13 protein-coding genes are annotated in these 19,381 nt (G+C 53.6%); 12 read left to right on the top strand and 1 reads right to left on the bottom strand.

Annotated features, from left to right (window positions below):
* Positions 1 to 159: 159 nt before the first annotated feature.
* Positions 160 to 1,686, top strand: a complete 1,527-nt coding sequence (locus WKR14_RS12360) for a peptide MFS transporter (protein WP_101055895.1) — start codon at positions 160 to 162, stop codon at positions 1,684 to 1,686.
* A gap of 89 nt (positions 1,687 to 1,775) precedes the next feature.
* On the opposite strand, the gene WKR14_RS12355 is transcribed toward WKR14_RS12360, so the two are convergent.
* Entirely contained in the window at positions 1,776 to 2,036 is a 261-nt protein-coding gene (locus WKR14_RS12355) for a DUF1289 domain-containing protein (RefSeq protein ID WP_263619455.1), read from the bottom strand.
* A 570-nt stretch (positions 2,037 to 2,606) separates the two neighbouring features.
* Here WKR14_RS12355 and WKR14_RS12350 point away from each other — a divergent pair.
* The 11 genes from WKR14_RS12350 to WKR14_RS12300 all read left to right on the top strand — a co-directional run bounded on the left by WKR14_RS12350 (position 2,607) and on the right by WKR14_RS12300 (position 19,304).
* Positions 2,607 to 3,854: an SAM-dependent methyltransferase gene (locus tag WKR14_RS12350; RefSeq protein WP_339086333.1), complete on the top strand. Its 1,248-nt coding sequence runs from the start codon at positions 2,607 to 2,609 to the stop codon at positions 3,852 to 3,854.
* A 201-nt stretch (positions 3,855 to 4,055) separates the two neighbouring features.
* Entirely contained in the window at positions 4,056 to 5,105 is a 1,050-nt protein-coding gene (locus WKR14_RS12345; RefSeq protein ID WP_101055897.1) for a 3-oxoacyl-ACP synthase III, read from the top strand.
* Between the two features lie 101 nt (positions 5,106 to 5,206).
* On the top strand, positions 5,207 to 6,193 hold the full coding sequence (locus WKR14_RS12340) for an alpha/beta fold hydrolase (RefSeq protein ID WP_101055898.1): 987 nt from the start codon (positions 5,207 to 5,209) through the stop codon (positions 6,191 to 6,193).
* A gap of 1 nt (position 6,194) precedes the next feature.
* A complete protein-coding gene (locus WKR14_RS12335; protein WP_339086330.1) occupies positions 6,195 to 8,060 on the top strand; it encodes a fatty acid CoA ligase family protein in 1,866 nt (621 codons plus the stop codon).
* Positions 8,061 to 8,078: 18 nt separating this feature from the next.
* The gene (gene oleD, locus WKR14_RS12330; protein WP_339086328.1) at positions 8,079 to 9,239 is read left to right on the top strand and encodes a 2-alkyl-3-oxoalkanoate reductase; all 1,161 of its coding nucleotides are present in this window, start codon (positions 8,079 to 8,081) and stop codon (positions 9,237 to 9,239) included.
* A 568-nt stretch (positions 9,240 to 9,807) separates the two neighbouring features.
* Positions 9,808 to 10,698, top strand: a complete 891-nt coding sequence (locus tag WKR14_RS12325; RefSeq protein WP_287590364.1) for an ABC transporter ATP-binding protein — start codon at positions 9,808 to 9,810, stop codon at positions 10,696 to 10,698.
* Between the two features lie 10 nt (positions 10,699 to 10,708).
* Positions 10,709 to 14,266, top strand: coding sequence for an ABC transporter permease/M1 family aminopeptidase (locus WKR14_RS12320; RefSeq protein ID WP_339086325.1), 3,558 nt, complete (start codon positions 10,709 to 10,711; stop codon positions 14,264 to 14,266).
* Between the two features lie 280 nt (positions 14,267 to 14,546).
* A complete protein-coding gene (locus WKR14_RS12315) occupies positions 14,547 to 14,852 on the top strand; it encodes a hypothetical protein (RefSeq protein ID WP_025009827.1) in 306 nt (101 codons plus the stop codon).
* A gap of 234 nt (positions 14,853 to 15,086) precedes the next feature.
* Positions 15,087 to 16,808 (top strand): phospho-sugar mutase, encoded by a 1,722-nt coding sequence (locus WKR14_RS12310; protein WP_339086323.1) that lies wholly within the window; start codon positions 15,087 to 15,089, stop codon positions 16,806 to 16,808.
* A gap of 333 nt (positions 16,809 to 17,141) precedes the next feature.
* Positions 17,142 to 18,164: a protease SohB gene (gene sohB / locus WKR14_RS12305; RefSeq protein WP_101055904.1), complete on the top strand. Its 1,023-nt coding sequence runs from the start codon at positions 17,142 to 17,144 to the stop codon at positions 18,162 to 18,164.
* A 123-nt stretch (positions 18,165 to 18,287) separates the two neighbouring features.
* On the top strand, positions 18,288 to 19,304 hold the full coding sequence (locus tag WKR14_RS12300; protein ID WP_101096651.1) for an AraC family transcriptional regulator: 1,017 nt from the start codon (positions 18,288 to 18,290) through the stop codon (positions 19,302 to 19,304).
* Positions 19,305 to 19,381: the final 77 nt, after the last annotated feature.

Genomic DNA, 19,381 nt, shown 5'->3' with positions numbered 1-19,381 from the left:
GAATAATCCTGTTTTGTTTAAAAAGTAATCAATGGGATTTGAGCTGAGTAGGAGAATTGCGACAAAGTGTGTTTTGCCCCAGAGTTTGCGTTGGATTGTGCGGCCTGCAGTTTTATACTCGTCTGACAATTATTTCAAATCAAGATGGAAGCAAGCAAAATGACATTAGGGTCTCCTAAGGTAAGCAAGACACATTCTTTTATGACTGTGTCACTTATCGAGCTATGGGAACGTTTCGGTTATTACGGTATGCAGGCGCTTATCGTGTACTTCATGGTACAGCGTCTAGGGTTTGAGGACAGTCGCGCCAACCTGGTATGGAGTGCCTGTGCCGCATTGATTTATGTGTCGCCGGCGATTGGTGGCTGGGTCGGGGATAAAATTCTCGGTACCAAGCGCACCATGTTGCTCGGTGCCGGTATCCTGTCTCTGGGTTATGCCTTGATGACAGTGCCGACCGAAAACACCTGGTTCCTGTTTTCGGCTCTGGGGGTAATTGTTGTCGGTAACGGTTTGTTCAAGCCCAATGCCGGTAACCTGGTGCGTAAAATCTATGAAGGGGACGACTCCAAGATAGACAGCGCCTTTACCATTTACTACATGGCGGTGAACGTAGGTTCCACCTTCTCCATGTTGTTGACTCCCTGGATTAAAGATTACGTCAATGCCAACTATGGCAACGAGTTCGGTTGGCATGCGGCCTTTGCCGTCTGCTGCGTGGGTCTGCTGGTGGGACTGGGTAACTACGCCATGATGCGTAAAACTCTGGCCAACTATGGCTCAGAGCCGGATACCCGTCCGGTGGAAATGAATAAGCTGTTTGCGGTACTCGGCCTGGCGGCCCTGTCTGTAGTGGCTTCAGCCTTTATCCTTGAATATGAAGATGTGGCCCGCGCCTTTGTTTACACCGCAGGTGCTGCCGTACTCGGTATCTTTATCTACCTGATTAAAAACAGTGAAACCAGTGAGCGGGCCGGTTTGATAGCCGCCTTGGTACTGACGGTACAAACAGTATTCTTCTTTGTGTTCTACCAGCAGATGTCTACCTCGCTGGCGCTGTTTGCCCTGCGTAACGTCGATTGGAACTTCCAGGCCTTTGGTGTCGATCTGTGGACTTGGTCACCGGCGCAGTTCCAGGCCTTGAACCCTATCTGGATCATGTTGCTTAGCCCTGTGCTGGCCTGGGTTTATGCCTCTGCCGGACGTAACAACAAGGATATTTCCATCGCCGCCAAGTTCGCACTGGGCTTTGCCGTAGTGGCTCTGGGTTTCTTCATCTACAGCTTCGCCGGTATGTTCGCCGTTGATGGCAAGACCTCTTCCTGGGTGATGATCTGGGGTTATGGTGCATACTCACTCGGTGAGCTGCTGGTAAGTGGTTTGGGCTTGGCTATGATTGCCCGTTACGTACCTGAGCGCATGGGTGGCTTTATGATGGGGGCTTACTTCGTCGCCTCGGGCATCTCTCAGTATCTGGGTGGTGTGGTGGCCAACTTCGCCAGTGTGCCTAAGAACATCACAGATCCGCTTGAGACTCTGCCTATCTACACCAGCTTGTTCAACAAGTTGGGAATAGCGGCGCTGGTTTGTACCTTTATCGCGTTGGCGGTATTGCCGCTGATGCGTCGTTTGACTGAAACTCATCATTCCCATAACGGAAATGGTTCTGCCGACTCAGCGCAGTAATGTCTGAGTGACCTATAAATCCCCAAAAGACCGCAATCGCGGTCTTTTTCTTTATTGAAGGCTGGGTTGCCTTGAACGCTTAAGCTATATCACTCTTTTTTGCTTGTTTTGCTCTTGTCGCTATGCCCAAGCCTGGCCTCTGCCTCAAGGTATTTGGCTCTGCTGATAATGCCGCTGTTTTCCATGCCCGAAAAGGCGCGTTTTCGCTCCGGGAGTTTGGCAATAATGGCGCGTTTATCTTTATCCGGGCAACGGCTCCAATTGACGATTTCATCTATATGGCGCAGGCAACCCATACAAAAGTCGTCTTCATTGAGGCCGCAGCGCGCCACGCAGGGAGATTGGATCATTCAACATCCTTCTTATCAATATTCTGTTCAGCGGCGGAGTGTAGCGCCGTGAATTGGCGCGATTGATTTCGCTCGACCAATCTCACTCGACCATTTCATTAGATTGAGTTCGTTCGATTGTTTTGTCAGCTTGAATGCACCAGTCTATTGCGGCAGGTGCAAAGGTAACAGCTTTGAGCAAATTTATACCTGAAAACAGCGGCGGCAGCTTTCATTGCCAGGCCGCCAGGAAAGATGATAATCGGGCTTTAGACATAGTTTATTGAAGCAATAATCCACTTTTAATCAATTTGTTATGTGAATTTGTCTTTACTGCTGGTTTTTCCCTTGGCTGTAAAGCTACCAGCAAGAGGGAGACTCAACCCCAGTTTTTTCGCAGGCTTTGCCCCCTGTTTCCTGCTTGGGTGGCGCTATTTTCCTCAAAGGCAACCAGGGGCTATAATGCGACCCTTTTAAGTTAATCGGGCCAGTAAAATGTGTGACTGCCAACAGAATTCCCCACGGCAAGCCGAGCCAGTGGCCGGCAGGGGTGAAACCCAGCTGACGGCAGTTGATTGCAGCTTGCCCGAGGTGAAAGCAGAGCTTCGACAGCTCAGTCAGTTGTTGCTCTCAAGCCGCGCGCTTTGGAGTGTCAGGAGTTTCGAGCACCGCAAACTTCCCTGGCAGCAGCGCTTTGCCAAGCTGGCCGCGGCGCTTTGGGCTATTGATGACGATGCGCTCGAGACTGTGGATGCCAGTCAGTCATTGTTGTTGGCAAGGCTCTGGCCGGCCTTGGCTGCAGATTTGAGCGAGCAGGAATTGGCCCTGTGGGACAAGAGACACTTTGCCTGGCATCTCTTTGATTATCCGGCACCTGAGCTGGATAATGGCCAACCTAAGCTTTGCGCGTCAACCGAGGCCCGGCTCAGTGCCGGTATCAAGGGCCGAAAATGGCAGCAGATAAGCCGCTTTGCCAATACCATAGCCACCCATAACAACCCCTTTCCTTTATTGGAGTGGTGCGCCGGAAAAGGGCATCTCGGGCGCCTGCTCAGCGCCTTGAGCGGCAAGGCGGTATTGAGCCTGGAGTGGCAAGCATCTTTGTGCGAAGCCGGCGAGCTAGCGGCAAAGAAACGTAACTTGCCGCAGCAATTTGTCTGTGCCGATGCCTTTGTCGCCGAGCCTTGTTATCTCAAGCCCAAGCAGCATGCTATTGCGCTGCATGCCTGCGGCGAGCTGCACCTGACGCTGCTGCGCCGCGCGGTTGCAAGTGGTACTGCCGTGGTCTCGGTTTCCCCGTGTTGTTATCATCTCTTGCCCTCCGGCGATATCACTCCCTTGAGTCAAGGCGCCCAAGAGCAGGCGCTGCGACTGGATAAGACGGCGCTGCAACTGCCGCTTAATCACAGTGTTATTGCCAATCAAAAGGCGCGCGCCGACAGGATCAAAGAGGTCAGTTGGCGGCTCGGATTCGATAGTCTGCAGCGTGAGCTGCGCGCTCAGGACACTTATCTGCCACTGCCTGCGGTGCGGCAGAGTCAGCTTTCCGGCAGCTTCAAGGACTTCTGTCTTTGGGCCGCGGCGCAAAAGGGAGTGCTATTGCCTGAGGCGGTGGATTTTGCCGCCTATCAACGCTTGGGGGAGCAAAGGCGCAGATTAACCGCTCGTATTGACTTGGCGGCACATCTGTTTCGGCCGGTTATTGAACGGTATCTGCTGCTCGATAGGGTATGTTTCCTGTTGGAGGCCGGTTACCGGGTGCAGCTCGGCGCCTTTTGCGAGCAGGCCACCACGCCGCGCAACGCCTTAATCCATGCATGGTTGCCTGGTAGCCGCTAAATGAAACAACAAGGCCCGCTTGGACAGAGATGCCTCTCAAGCGGGGAATTAGTCGGCGCCAAGTACCGGCTTAATGCGTTTTTTATTGAATACCCCGGCGTTTCTTGGTCAAATGACGCCAGCCTGGGGCATAAGACTTAATTATCACGACCCCAAAAGATAACAAGGGCACAGAGCGCCCGAGAGAGTGATTGGCTTTTCATGAATTATTCCCGTGTGTATATCAATAGTCTGGCGTATGAGTTGGCGCCGGAAATGGTGTCCAGCCGCGAGTTGGAATCCCGGCTTGCGCCGCTTTATCAAAAATTCCGTATCCCTATTGGGCAACTCGCTGCTCTGACGGGCATTGAGGAGCGTCGTTGGTGGCCCAAGGGCTTCAAGGTCTCCCAAGGCGCAGTGTGCGCCGCCCAAAAGGCGCTGGCCGAGACTGGGCTGGATCCCAAAGCGCTTGGCGCCTTGGTATACACAGGCGTGTGTCGTGATCAGCATGAGCCGGCCACGGCCTGTGCTGTGGCTTCTGAAATAGGTATCGGGCGCGACTGCGCCGTTTTTGATATCAGCAACGCCTGCCTGGGAGTCCTGTCCGGTATTCTGGATGTGGCCAACCGTATAGAACTGGGGCAGATCCGCGCCGGTATGGTGGTGTCCTGTGAATCATCCCGGGAGATAGTCGAGGCGTCCATAGAGCAGATGCTGGCCGATCCCAGCATGGCGAACTTTGCGGCGTCTCTGGCCACTCTAACCGGCGGCTCAGGTGCCGTGGCCGTTATCCTCACGGATGGCAGCTTGCCGCTTACCACCTCCCGCAAGCATCAGTTGCTTGGTGCCAGTCAGTTGGCGGCGCCTGAGCATCATCAGATGTGTCAGTGGGGCTTTGTCGAGGTCGGTAACCGCCTCTACCGCGAGGTGATGCGCACAGATGCCGTTGCCCTTCTGAAGGAGGGGGTGGAGCTGGCGCGCCAGACCTGGGAGCAGTTTTTGCAGCAGCGCCAGTGGCTTGCCGGACAAGTGGATAAGGTTATCTGTCATCAGGTGGGGGCTGCCAACCGAAAACAAGTACTGGGCGCCCTGGGCATTGCCGAGCACAAAGAGTTTCCCACCTTTGCCCGCCTTGGCAATATGGGCACTGTCTCTTTGCCTGTGTCGGCGGCGCTGGCCCACGGTGAAGGCTTTTTGCAGGCAGGCGACCGGGTGAGCTTTCTTGGCATAGGCTCGGGACTCAACTGCATGATGCTGGGGCTGCGCTGGTAAGCCCTTGATACAGGCTTTAGACAATGCCATTTGACAATGCCCATTCGACAGAGCCCATTAGAATAGTGCCTAAATAACCAAAATTAATAACAGGATAGCCAATGGCCACCCTAGATACACTCTTCCCGTTCAAGCGTCATTTCATCACGCTCGGCGGCCACAAACTGCATTATGTGCATGAAAAACCTGCCGGGATTAACGGCCAACGCCCCGATGCCGTGGTGATGGTGCACGGTAACCCCAGCTGGTCTTTTTACTACCGAAACCTGGTGCAGGCGTTAAGCGACCAATATGAATGTGTGGTGCCGGATCATATAGGTTGCGGCTTGTCCGACAAACCGGGCGATGATGCCTATGACTACACGCTGGCGCAGCGTATCGACGATCTGGAAGCACTGCTGGATAGTCTGGATATTCGCAGCAATATCACGCTGGTGCTGCATGACTGGGGCGGCATGATAGGCATGGGCTATGCCGCCCGCTATCCCGAGCGGATTAAACGCCTGGTGCTGCTCAATACCGCCGCCTTCGGTTTGCCAAAGAGCAAGCCCTTGCCGCTGGCGTTGAAAATCTGCCGCGATACCGCGCTTGGCACCCTGCTGGTACGGGGTTTCAATGCCTTCTCGTCCGCTGCTTCCTATGTGGGGGTCAAACGTGCGCCCATGGCCGCGGATGTGCGCCGTGCCTATGTGGCACCATTCAACTCCTGGCAAAATCGAATCTCGACTTTGAGGTTTGTACAGGATATTCCGCTCAAGCCCGGCGACAGAAACTGGGACTTGGTGCAGTCGATTGATGCCAGTTTGCAGCAGTTTACCCAGGTGCCGACCATTATTCTTTGGGGTCTCAAGGACTTTGTCTTCGACCGGCACTTCCTTGAAGGTTGGCAGCAGCGCTTGCCCAAAGCCGAGCTGCACGCCTTTGCCGACTGCGGCCATTATATTCTTGAAGACGCCAGTGATGAGGTGATAGCCCATATTCGCCGCTTTATTGATGAAACGGCAGTGGCAAAAAGCGCCGACGAACAAACATCTAACCCTGAAGAAAAGGCATCGGCGGAAACAACCTCTGCCGGGAGCGCTGACTGAGATGTTCCCACCCGCCGAAGACTCGCAAGTGGCCGCAAATGAACCGGCCCCAGAGGCAAACTCCGCCAAGGGGCACAACTTGTGTCGCCACCTGAAGCAGGCGGCCATTAACCAGAGCGAAGACCTGGCGGTTGCCGTGCAGCGTCGCCGCGCTGGTAAGTTCAGTTATCAGGAGCTTGATTTCAAGACCCTGGACAGCGACAGCGACCGGCTTGCCAGCGCCTTGCTCGACTATGGCTTTAAGCCCGGGATGAAAGCCGTGCTTATGGTGACTCCGGGGATAGAGTTTTTTGTGCTTACCTTTGCCCTGTTCAAGGCGGGGATCATCCCTGTGATGGTAGATCCCGGCATGGGGATCGCCAAGCTCAAGCAGTGTCTGGCCGAAGCCGAGCCCGACGCCTTTATCGGGATCCCCAAGGCCCATGTGGCCAGATTGCTGTTCGGTTGGGGCAAACCCAGTATCCGCTTGTTGCTGACGGCAGGTGAAGGCTTTCTTGGGCGTAACCCTCCTTGGGGGGGCAGCAGTGTCAGCCGTTTGTTGGCCAGGGCACCTGAGTCAGTCACGTTTCCCATGGCGCAGCTCGGCGCGCAGCAGATGGCGGCCATTTTGTTTACCAGTGGCAGCACCGGCACCCCAAAAGGCGTGGTTTACAGCCACGGCATGTTTGAGGCGCAGATAACCGCGCTGCGAAATGACTATGGCATTCGTCCCGGCGAGCGGGATCTGTCTACCTTCCCGCTATTTGCTCTCTTTGGACCGGCGCTGGGGATGGCATCGATAGTGCCTGAAATGGATGCCAGCAAACCGATAACCGCCAGACCGGAAAACCTGTTTGCCGCCATAGAGCACTATGCCTGCAGCAATATGTTCGTGAACCCCGCCTTGCTCGACCGTTTGGGACGCGGCGGAAACGGGCGCCGGCTGCACAGCTTGAAGCGGGTGATATCCGCCGGCGCACCGGCCGATCCCAAGGCGATAGCGCGTTTCTCCGCCATGTTGGCCGAGGATGTCGAAGTGCTCAACTCCTATGGCGCCACAGAATCCCTGCCTGTCTCCATGATTGGCAGCAAGGCGCTTGGCGCTACCGCCGCCATCACCGACAAGGGCGGCGGCATCTGTGTCGGTAAGCCGGTATCTGGAATAAGGGTCAGTATCATAGGGATCAGTGAAGAGGCTATCGACAGCTGGTCGCCGACTCTCGAGTTGGCGACGGGGGAGATAGGCGAAATCGTCGTTGACGGCGCTGTGGTTAACCAGAGCTACTATCGCCGTGAAGGCGCCAACAAGCAGGCCAAGATTGCCTATGAAGGCAGGCAACTGCATCGGATGGGCGATCTCGGTTATCTTGATGCCGAGGGCCGTTTATGGATGTGTGGCCGCAAGGCCCACAGAGTGGATGTCATTAAGGACGGTGAGCTACAAAAGCGCTATCTGTCCATTCCCTGTGAGCGGATTTTCAATACCCATCCTCAGGTTAAACGGTCGGCACTGGTTGGCGTTGAGCTGACGCAGAATAAGCCTGGCGGCGGGGGGACAGTCCAAGAGAGCGCTTTCTCTTTTACTGCTGGCCCTGATAGCACTTTCCTTGATAGCACTTCCCTCGATAGCACTTCCCTTGATAGCACTGCGCCCGAAAAAGCGCCGCTTATCTGCATCGAGCTTGAGCAATCCCTGTCGCCAGCCGAGCAGCAACAGCTGTTTACCGAGTTGCAGGCACTTGCCGACAAGCAGCCACTGACCCGGGGCATCAGGCATTTTATGTTGCATCCGGGGTTTCCCATGGATGTACGCCACAATGCCAAGATATTTCGCGAGCAACTTGCCGTTTGGGCGCAAAAACAGTTGGCTGGAAGCCAAAATAGATAACAGAGACAGAAACCCACTATGGCCACATCTGCACCACAATCTCAATCACCTGAGTCAATAGCCTCGTCGCAGGATTTGCCCGCGGCTTTGTCACAAGAGACAGCGGTTTTGTCACAAGAAACCGGGCATGATGAACTTCATCCCGAGCTGTTGGCGCTGGCCCGGGAACTCGCGACCCGAGTCAAGCGGGTGTTGGTGACAGGCGCCGGAGGCTTTTTGGGAGCGGCCATATGTCGGCCGCTGCTGGCCGCCGGTATTCAGGTAGTGGGGGTGGCCAGGGGCCATTATCCGGCGCTCGAGGCCATGGGAGCCACCATGGTGCGCGCCGATATTTGCGACAAGCAGGCACTGAAACAAGCCCTCGATGGCTGTGAGCTTATCTTTCACGTTGCCTCCAAGGCCGGAGTCTGGGGCAGCAGAGCAAGCTATTTTCGCCCCAATGTGTTGGGGACAGAAAACATCATCGCCTGCGCCCGTGAATTGGGGATTGGTTATCTGGTCTATACCAGCACGCCGAGTGTCACCTTCGATGGCAAGGATGAGGCAGGTATCGATGAGTCGGTTCCCTACGCCAGGCGTTATCTCAACCATTACGGCGCCTCCAAGTCGGAAGCGGAAGAGTTGGTGCTGGCCGCTGCCCAAAACGGCTTGAAGACAGTGGCCATTCGGCCGCACCTGATTTGGGGGCCTGGCGATCCTCATTTGGTGCCCCGCGTGCTGGAGCGAGGTCGCAAGGGCCGGCTCAAGTTGGTGGGCCGTGACGATAAATTGGTGGACACCATCTATATCGACAATGCCGCCTTTGCCCACCTGAGTGCGGCCAGAAGCCTGCTGGCCGAACCTAGCCGCTGCAATGGCAAGGCCTATTTTGTCAGTAACGATCAGCCCCTGACTATGGCGGCCATGCTCGACAGCATTCTTGCCTGTGACAATTTACCCGCGGTGGAAAAGCGGGTACCGGCCTCTCTGGCCTACGCCATTGGTGCCATGCTCGAAGGAATATACCGACTGCTGGCTATCAAGCAGGAGCCGTTGATGACCCGCTTTGTCGCCAAACAGCTTTCCTGCAGCCACTACTACGATATCTCAGCCGCCAAGCGCGACTTGGATTACAGGGTTATCGTCAGTATGGAGCAGGGGATGAATAAGCTAAGGCGCTCTCTTGGTCACTCGAGCTAAGGAAGGTGCGAATAAGTCCTCGTGGCCTTCACTTTTGTAGAGAGTGGCTTACACAGCAATTGGCGTTCAAGGCATCTGACTGAAGGCATGCCGGGGCAAGTCGAAGTCGGCTTCCCTAAGCTCAAGAAAATCATAAGCAAATGATATGTTGCAGCTGTTGTCCGGCACTTATTTATATCGAGTTCAACGCCAAACGTATCAGGCTCACCCTTGCCGACAGTCGTCATAGTCTGGGGCAAGTCAGCCTTGAGCCCCTTCCTGAGGTGGCGCTGCAATAACTGAAATAGTCCAGCCAAAGTACCGCACATAGCGTAATCCATCACCGGCGACATCCTTTGGAGCGCGAACCAGGGGCGCCCGATCAGGATAATCCATGTATCTGCTAATTCTTCTTGATGACGCCGCGAGCCGTTGGCAACCGGCACAAGAGAAACTATTCAGCAAAAAGTTATCGGTGTTAGCGAACAAAGTATGTTAAATGGTTGATTGTTTGTTACAATTTTTGCGGATCGCAAGGTTTAAATCATGCTAGCTTGGTGATCATTTATCTCTCCGGCATGAGGAAACTATGCTCAGTATCGAAGCCCTAAGCAAGACCTATGACAACGGTGTTAAGGCACTGGATAATGTAAATCTACAGGTAGACAAAGGGATGTTTGGTCTGCTCGGCCCCAACGGTGCAGGCAAATCCTCTTTGATGCGCACCATAGCCGCATTGCAAAGTGCCGATAGCGGCAGCATTAGTTTCGACGGCATAGACATTCTCAAACAGCCGCAAAAATTGCGTCAGACCCTGGGGTATCTGCCGCAGGATTTTAATGTTTACCCCAGGATTAGCGCCTGGGACTTGCTCGATCACCTGGCTATTCTCAAAGGGATCAACAACAAGGGTGAGCGGCGTGAGATGGTGGATGGCTTACTGGCACACACCAACCTTTATCAACATAAGAACAAGGCGGTCAGCGGTTTTTCCGGCGGTATGCGTCAACGTTTCGGGATTGCGCAGGCGCTGCTTGGCGACCCCAAGCTGTTGATTGTCGACGAACCCACCGCCGGCCTGGATCCTGAGGAGCGCAACCGTTTCCACAACTTGTTGGTGAGCCTGGGGGAAGAGAAGGTGATTATCCTCTCGACCCATATAGTGGAAGATGTCTCGGAGCTTTGCGCCAATATGGCGGTGCTCGCCGCTGGTCAGATCCTGCTGCAGGGCAATCCCATGGAGTTGGTGGCCTCTTTGGAGCAAAAAATTTGGACTCGCACCGTTAGCCAGGCCGAGGCCAGCGAGCTTGAACAACAGCTCAATGTGATTGCCAAACGCCTGTTTGCCGGCCGCACTGTGCTGCATGTCTGGGCCGATTCGGCGCCGGAAGGTTTTACTCAGGCAACGCCGGGGTTGGAAGATCTTTATTTCAGCACCCTGCATAGCCACCGCAACAGCACGCCGGTTCAGGCTGCCTGAGGAACTGCCCATGTTTGTTTCCATGTTACGCTTTGAATGGCGCTACTATCTGCGGCAGCCATCTTTTTATGTTGTTTCTTTGCTGTTGTTTTTAATCAGCTTTCTATCCGTTGTATCCAACAATGTGCAGATAGGTGGCGGCGGTGAGGTGCTGAAGAACAGCCCCTTCAGCATTGCCCAGACCCTGTTGATCATGAGCTTTATCTCCATGTTTGCCGTGGTCAACTTTGTCGGTAGTACAGCGGTGCGCAACCAGCAGCACGGGATGGAGGAACTGATCTATTCCAAACCGCTGACACCGCTGGCCTATCAGTTGGGGCGTTTTTTCGGCAGTTATCTGGTGGTCATGGCGGTGTTTTCCATGGTGCCGCTGGCGATGTGGCTCGGCTCTTTTATGCCTTGGGTCGATGCCAGCCGTTTCGGTGAAAATCGGCTTAGCTATTATCTGCTGCCCTTGCTGCTGTTGGCCGCGCCGAGTCTGCTGCTGATATCGGCGCTGTTTTATGCCATGGCCAGCCGTTTTCGCTCCATGATGGGTTTGTATCTGACCGCCGTAGCACTGCTTATTATCTATAACCTCACCGGCGAACTGGCCAGCCAGCCGCAGTTTCGCACGCTGGCGGCCATGTTGGATCCCTTTGCACTGCGCACCTTTGCCGACCTTACCCGTTACTGGACCATAGCGGAGAAAAACACCCAGTTGGTGGAGCTGACCGGTGTTATGCTCAGCAACCGCGCCATGTGGCTTTCTCTGGCGGTCATCTTGCTGCTTGTAGCCAAGGTCTGGCGCCAACCAACACTTACTCGCAAGAAGGACAAAGGCTCCGGCAAGCTGTCTGCAACCCCGGCATTGCAGCCCTTGCAGCAACTGAGCCGTGCAAGCTCGCCATCGACTTCGGCGCAGTTCAAGGCCCGAGTCGGTTTTGAAATCCGCCAGGTGCTTTACACAGCACCGTTTGTGATTTTGGGGCTGCTCACCGTTTTTAACCTGGTCGGGCCCATGTTCGGTGATTTTGGTTGGTATGGCACCTCCAACTGGCCGCTGACCCAGGACATGGTCGATAATATTGCCGGGGCCACCGGCCTGCTGATGGTAATAGTACTCATCTACTACAGCGCCGAGATTGTCTGGCGTGAGCGCAACTCCGGAATGGGGGACATAGTCGACAGTCTGCCGGTGCCAAATCTGGTGTTCTGGGCCTCCAAACTGGTGGCTGTGGTGTTGGTGATGGCGCTGCTGTACCTGTTGGCGACCCTGACCACAATTACTTTCCAACTGTTAAAGGGGCAGTACAATCTCGAACTGGCTCAATACGCCATCAGGCTGGGATTTTACTATCTGTTGCCACTGCTGATGTCGGCGGTTCTGGCGTTCTTCTTTCAGGTGCTCAGCCCGAACAAATATGCCGGTATGGGGCTGTTTGTCGCCTACTACCTGACGACCTTTGTGATGGCCAGTTGGGGATTCGGCCATTCACTGTATAACTTTGGCGCTTCCCCTTACCTGGTCTATTCGGATATGAACGGTTACGGCTGGGGACTCTTGAGCCACAGCCTGTATATGCTCTATTGGGGCGGTTTCTCTCTGCTGCTGTTTGTGCTGGGTTATGGTCTCTATCACAGGGGACCGAAACAGCCTCTGAAACACAGGTTTGCCCTGCTGGGTGGTCAACTGGGAGCCAAGGGACGCTTGCTGGCGGCCTTTGGGGTGTTGCTGTTTGTTGCCAGCGGCAGCTATCTCTTCTACCAGACCAAGGTGGTCAATCATTACTATACCAATGATGAGGAAACCGACCTGCGCGCCGACTATGAGAAGAAATTCAAGCAGTATGCGTCTTTGCCTGTGCTGATCACCACTGCGGTCAAGGCCGATATTGATATCTATCCTGAGTCACGGCGAATCGAGGCAGATATCAAGCTTGATTGGGTCAACAAACAGGACAAGCCGATAAGCAAATTGCTGGTCAGTCTACCGTCCCACACCCGCGCGGAAGATCTCAGCATCACCTTGCCGGGGGCGACTCTGGGCGAGTTTGACGATAAATTCAATGTCAGTTGGCTGGTGTTTGACAAGCCGTTGCCGCCGGGGGAGAAAATCAGCGGCCGCATTCATTTGATTCGGGAAACCCAAGGGGTTGAAGAGTCCAACTTCGATCTGTCCATGGTCGAAAACGGCACCTTTATCAATAATATCGAGCTGCTGCCTCAGTTTGGGTATCAGGAAGGCTATGAACTCAGCGATCGCCACGAGCGTGAGAAACGTGGTCTTGAAGACAAACCAAGAGCCAATAAGCTGGAAGACACGCGCTTTTATCGGCAGAACTTCTTTGGCGTAGACGGCGACTTTATCGATTTTGAAGCCACGGTTTCCACCTCAGGCCAGCAGATGGCACTGGTGCCCGGATACCTGCAGCGGCAATGGCGTGAAAATGGTCGCAACTTCTTCCATTACAAGATGGATAGCCCCATGGTTAACTTCTATTCGATCCTCTCCGGACGTTTCGAAGTGGACCGGCAGAAGTACAAGGGCATAGTGATCGAGGTGTACTATCATTCGGCCCACTATTGGAACGTGGAGCGAATGATAGAGTCGGTGAAAGACTCTATCGACTATTACACCCAGGCTTTTGGTCCCTATCAACACAAGCAACTGCGTATAGTAGAGTTTCCCGGTTATCGCTCCTTTGCCCAGAGTTTTGCCAACACTGTGCCTTACTCTGAGCGTATCGGCTTTATCGCCGACCTGCGCAACTCGGACAATATTGACCCCGTCTATTATGTGACGGCCCACGAAGTGGCACACCAGTGGTGGGGGCATCAGGTTGGCGCTGCCGATGTACAGGGCAGTGCGGTTATCTCCGAGAGCCTGTCGCAATACTCGGCGCTGATGGTGATGGAGCACAAGTATGGCCCGCAGATGCTGCGCCGCTTCCTCAAGTATGAGCTTGACCGCTACCTGCGAGGTCGCTCATCGGAAAGCAAGGGCGAACAGCCGTTGCTGCGCAGTGAAGGGCAGGGCTATATCCATTACCAGAAGGGCTCGGTGATCATGATGGGGATCCGTGACCGCCTGGGTGAAGAACGGCTCAATGCCAATTTGAAGGCATTCCTTGAGCGTTACAAGTTCCGCGGCGATCCTTTCCCGACCACTCTGGAACTGCTCAGCTATCTGAAACGGAATACGGACGGTGCCGAGGCGCGTTTCATTGAGAACTCCTTCTCTGAGATCAGTCTCTATGACCTGCGTCTGACCGAGGCCAAGGTAACCGAAACGCCGGAAGGCCAGTTTAAAGTCAGTCTGGATATCTATGCCCAGCGCCGGGTCGCTTCAGAGAAGGGCGCCGAGCAGGAAGTACCGCTGGATGAATGGATTGATATAGGCGCCTTCAAGGTCAACCCGGACAAGCTCAAGCAGGATGATCAGGTGTTGTCGCTGCAGAAATATCGGCTCAAGAGCGGAGAGAACCATCTCGAACTGGTGCTGAGCGAAAAGCCTGCCTATGTCGGGGTCGACCCCTTCATCAAGCTGGTGGACCGGGATTCAGGGGATAATATTTTCAAGTTTTAGAAAACCTTATAATAATTTCTGACGTTTTGCTAAATGCCTCGCAATCAAGTTTACGAGGCATTTTCGCCTCATGTATTCCCCATCAATTCAGCTGTGCAATTCGGTTTGAAGGCTATTCAACTCCTTAGTTTGCTGTGCTCGACTATAGTTTATGAATATAGCCAGCCGATGACTAACTAACTTGGCTCGCCATAGGCACTCTATGCCATCGCCAATTTGGCTGGGTTTCAAACGGCTGACAAAGCTTTGAGTGGCTCAAACTTCTATAAGGAATGGGATTATGTCTATGGTCAGTGCCAAAGAGTTTGCCGACTGGCTTTACAAGCGCTTCGAGCAGGTAGAGCATGGGGTAAGCATGAGCCGTGAGGATATCAACCAGCTAACCGGGCGGCAGAATTTCTCCATGGTGTTTGTCCATGATATCCACTACGAATTGATGCAGCACGGTATGGCGTTTGTGACAGACACTTCTCGTGAGCAGTTCTTTCTGGTGCGCGTCTGTCCCATGCCCTGGCGGCAGCAACTGGAGCAGCAATTTGACAAGGAGATCTTCAACAATGTCATCTCCATTAATATGTCCCGCTGAAATAGTTGCACCTATCTGTTTGTAAGTCACAGGTGTTATGAAAGCCGAGAGCTCAACCTTCCTTAGTCCTTAATTGCCGCTGTAGACACCCCAAACTGACGACAAACAGCTAACTTAAACCGGAAGAGGGGCTCTAAAGCCTGAGCAAAATCATAAAATTAATGCAAATTCACTTGTCGCGGACCTGAGATTTTCTTACTTTGGAATGAAACTGATTATCAAAGAGGCCACCCTATGAATACTCATCTGGAGCTGCAACTGAAACATTGGCTGGAGATAGATCCCGACCCTAAAACCCGGGATGAGCTATTGAGTCTTAAAGCCGAAGGCAATGAAACTGAATTGGCCGCCCGCTTTGCCGGCCGTTTGGCCTTCGGCACCGCCGGTCTCAGGGGCGTGGTCGGCGCCGGTCCAATGCGAATGAACCGTTTGGTTATCCGCCAAACCACAGCGGGCCTGGGGCAGTATCTGCTCGCCCAGGTTAAAGATGCCGCCAGCTGCGGTGTGGTGATAGGTTTCGATGGCCGCCATGATTCACGTACCTTCGCCCATGATGCCGCCAGCGTGTTGACCGCCATGGGGATTAAGGTGCGACTCACCGCCAAAGTGGCCGCCACGCCGCTGGTAGCCTTTGGGGTGAAACACTTTGAAGCTGCCGCCGGCATCGTAGTGACCGCCAGCCATAACCCGCCGCAATACAACGGCTACAAGGTTTATTGGGGGAATGGCGCGCAGATCATTCCGCCACACGACTCAGGTATTGCAGCCTGCATAGATAAGGCTGCCAACGAAGAGCTGCCTTGGCTGGAGCAGAGTGAAGCCACCAAGCAGGGTAAACTCATCTGGCTGCAGGATGATTTCTATCAGGACTATCGCCGCGGTGTGTTCCATGCCGATGTGTTGCAGCACAAAACGGCGCCCGAAAGGGTGAGCCTGGCCTATACCGCCATGCATGGTGTTGGTGCAGAAATGGCCAAGACAGTGCTCAAGGATGCCGGTTTTACCCAGGTTTATTCTGTCGCCGCCCAAGAAAAACCGGACGGTGACTTCCCAACGGTTAAGTTCCCCAACCCGGAAGAGAAGGGCGCCATGGATCTGGTGATTGCCGAGGCCAAGCAGCATCAGGCGATGCTGGCCTGTGCCAACGATCCGGATGCCGATAGGCTGGCGGTGGCCGTGCGCCGTGATGACGGCGAATATCAAATGCTTACCGGCGATCAGGTGGGAGCCTTGCTGGGCCACTATTTATTGTCCAAGGCGCCGGCCAATCAGCGTCTACTGGGAACCACCATAGTATCTTCAACCTTGCTCTCCAAAATCGCCAAGGCCAAGGGCGGTGAGTTTTATACCACGCTCACAGGTTTCAAATGGCTCACCAATGTTGGCATGCAGCGACAGAGCGACAGCAATAAATTCCTGTTTGCCTATGAAGAGGCGCTGGGCTACACAGTGGGCAGCATGGTGTGGGATAAGGACGGCCTGTCGGCGCTGGTGGCTTTTGCCCAGCTGACTGCCGAGCTGGCGGCACAGGACAAAACCATCTGGGACAGACTGGAACAACTCTATCGCGACTATGGCTTGCACCTCAATACTCAGGTGAGCATAGCGCTCAAGCCGGGAACGCCGGATATCGGAGCCCATCTGCGGGCCAATCCTCCCGAGTCCATCGCCGGTATGGCGGTATTGGTGACCGAGGATCTCAAATCGGCCGAGCGGCGTTACGCCGATGGTCGGCGGGAGATCATCGAATTACCGGCCAGTGATGTGCTGACTTTCCATCTTGAGGGCGGTGCCCGAGTGATAGTAAGGCCTTCGGGAACCGAACCCAAGATCAAGTGCTATTACGAAGTGGTTGAGCCTATGAAGGCAAGCGACAGCCTGGCTGATGCTGAAAGCCGCGCCAGAACAGCATTGGATGCCTTCGTCAGTGGCCATCAGGCATCGTTACCCAAGTAGATACTCGCACCGGCGATATTTTACATAGGAATTGATTCATTTTGAGAGTGAAAGAAAGGCTAACGAATACAAGCGCCAAATGCGGATTAGTTTGCCACTTCTTTAGATAATCAGGCATGTTCGACTCACAACTTGGCCGAAAAAATAAAACGGCGTTTTAATAGGCAAACGATAGAGACAACGAGGGCTTTAGAGGGACTTTCAAACTCCTTCTGAAGCCCTCAAGTTTATTGATGTTCGCTTAACTGATTTGCATCGGGTTTTTTTATCCGTAAAAGGACTGCTAGAATAGCGCAATTTTGTGTGCTTTCTCGCAGTGAAAGGAACCCCTTAGTGGAATTTTTATACGAGTACGGACTATTTCTTGCCAAGGCGATTACCCTGGTGGTTGCTATCGGCGCCATAGTGGTGATTGTGGTGGCTTCGGCAGTAAAACAAAAGAGTGACAGGGGCGAGTTGAAACTGACTCATCTCAGTGATGAACTCAAATCGCTCAAGCATCATCTCAAGGCTGAACTCTTGGGCAAAAAGGCATTCAAGGCCTATGAGAAACAACTCAAAGCGGAGCAAAAAGCCCATGACAAGGCACTGGATGCCGGGGACGTCAAAGATCCCAAGGTATATGTCGTTGAGTTCAAAGGCGGCATAGAAGCCGCCGAAGTCGCATCGCTGCGGGAAGAGATCAGCGCTATTTTGGCGATTGCCGAGGAAGGTGATGAAGTTGTAGCCAGTGTTGAGAGTGGTGGTGGCATGGTTCATGGGTATGGCCTGGCTGCCAGCCAACTGGACAGGATCCGCAGTGCTGGATTGCCGTTGACCATATGCGTGGATAAAGTGGCTGCCAGTGGCGGTTATATGATGGCCTGCGTAGCCGACCGCATTATTGCTGCACCGTTCGCTATCATAGGCTCCATAGGTGTTGTTGCCCAATTACCTAACTTTAACAAGCTGCTGAAGAAGCATGACATTGATTATGAACAGCATACCGCCGGCGACTTTAAGCGTACCCTGACACTCTTTGGTGAGAATACTGATGAAGGCAGAGCCAAGTTTCAACAGGAACTGGAAGAAACCCATTTGCTGTTCAAGGACTTTGTCGGTCGCTATCGGCCGCAACTGGAGCTGGACAAGGTGGCAACAGGTGAGCATTGGTATGGTCAGCAAGCTATAGAGCTGGGACTCATAGATGAAGTGGGCACCAGTGACGATCTCTTGCTGAAGCTGGCCTCGGATCGGACTGTGATCAAGGTAAAATATCAGCTGCGTAAGAAACTGGCTGACAAGTTGGCTCACAGCGCTTCTTTGATGCTTAATGCCTGCTATAACAAGTTGGCTGAGAAAAATCGACCAATCTAACCCTTGATATCTCGCTAACTCGATAATCAGACCCCGGCTTCCCGGGGTTTTTTATGCGGTACGTCTTTAATTCTCTTGCTGGATACGCTAAAACAGTTTTGGGTGATTAACAAAAAGATAACAATGGCAATGCAGATCAAATACCGAGCCAATATGATGGTTGGGGATCAGGCGTACCCGGCTTTTGAACTGGCCAACCTTATTCGTTTTATTCAGTCACAATTGGGAACCGAGGCTACCGAAGAGCTATGCCAGCACATAGGCACGGGTATCAATGAGCTCAAGGAGTGCCAATGGGTAAGGGTTTGGCAACTCAGCGCCACGATAGCGTTTTTAATGCAGCGCAGCCGACGTGAGGATGTTAGCCTGCTGGCCGGTCTCTACACTCGGGTAACTGACTTGGGCTTTCTGTTGCCTTTGCTTGGAGAATGTCGGAGCCTTGGTGAGTGCCTGGAGTTTGTGCTAAATCATCCCAAGTGGGTGGGAAGTTTTGCTGATCTTTTACTGCTGGAGGATGAGCATCAAATCAGCCTGCGCTGGCTCAATACCGGCCGGGCCGAGCCGTTAATCTATCGTGGCGAATTTCTTCACAGCATAGGCGCACTGCTGAGTTTAGCGCGGGAGTTGACCGGCCAAGAGATCGTTTTTAACGCTATCAGTATTACCGGCACCTTGAGGCCGTCTGCAGGCTTGGCAAAACTGGCCAAGCGGGTGGAGTTTCAGAGTGATTTCAATGAATGGCGCCTCGACAAATCTTGGTTGGCGCTTGCTGTGGATCTGACTCAGTTCTCGGCTCGCAGTCAAAACTTTGAGCAGCAGAGTTCGCTGATTGAAAAAATTATTGACGAACTTGATGGCGATTTCCCCTTTGTGCCAACGCTGGAAACCATGGCACTCAGGCTACACATGAGCAGTCGTAGTTTGAGGCGCAAGTTGGCAGCCCTGGGCAGCAGTTATCAACGCCTGGTGGATCAGCAAAGGTGTCAGCGAGCGGTAAGCTGGATCCTCGAAGGCCAATTGTCGGTGAGCGAGATTGCCGAGCGTTTGGGGTATAGCGATAGTTGTCACTTTCGTCAAAGTTTCAAGCATTGGCTCGGGTATCCACCCGGTTATTTCAGCCGTTTGGGGCAGCAAAACTAACCAAGGCCAGGTTCATTTTATCCTGGCCAGTTTAGTCATCAATAATCTGCTGTTGAGACCTTTGCGATTCTGCGATA

This window comes from Shewanella chilikensis (genome assembly GCF_037953065.1).
Lineage (GTDB): Bacteria > Pseudomonadota > Gammaproteobacteria > Enterobacterales > Shewanellaceae > Shewanella > Shewanella chilikensis.
Note: the sequence above shows the minus strand (reverse complement) of the source record. Positions and strands in the feature narration are given on the sequence as shown.

Bases quoted from the DNA above. Each gene is read 5' to 3' on its own strand.
- WKR14_RS12355 (WP_263619455.1), bottom strand. From the start codon at position 2,036: ATGATCCAATCTCCCTGCGTGGCGCGCTGCGGCCTCAATGAAGACGAC.
- WKR14_RS12340 (WP_101055898.1), top strand. From the start codon at position 5,207: ATGGCCACCCTAGATACACTCTTCCCGTTCAAGCGTCATTTCATCACG.
- oleD (WP_339086328.1), top strand. From the start codon at position 8,079: ATGGCCACATCTGCACCACAATCTCAATCACCTGAGTCAATAGCCTCG.
- WKR14_RS12310 (WP_339086323.1), top strand. From the start codon at position 15,087: ATGAATACTCATCTGGAGCTGCAACTGAAACATTGGCTGGAGATAGAT.
- WKR14_RS12345 (WP_101055897.1), top strand. From the start codon at position 4,056: ATGAATTATTCCCGTGTGTATATCAATAGTCTGGCGTATGAGTTGGCG.
- WKR14_RS12320 (WP_339086325.1), top strand. From the start codon at position 10,709: ATGTTTGTTTCCATGTTACGCTTTGAATGGCGCTACTATCTGCGGCAG.
- WKR14_RS12360 (WP_101055895.1), top strand. From the start codon at position 160: ATGACATTAGGGTCTCCTAAGGTAAGCAAGACACATTCTTTTATGACT.
- WKR14_RS12300 (WP_101096651.1), top strand. From the start codon at position 18,288: ATGGCAATGCAGATCAAATACCGAGCCAATATGATGGTTGGGGATCAG.
- WKR14_RS12335 (WP_339086330.1), top strand. From the start codon at position 6,195: ATGTTCCCACCCGCCGAAGACTCGCAAGTGGCCGCAAATGAACCGGCC.
- WKR14_RS12325 (WP_287590364.1), top strand. From the start codon at position 9,808: ATGCTCAGTATCGAAGCCCTAAGCAAGACCTATGACAACGGTGTTAAG.
- WKR14_RS12315 (WP_025009827.1), top strand. From the start codon at position 14,547: ATGTCTATGGTCAGTGCCAAAGAGTTTGCCGACTGGCTTTACAAGCGC.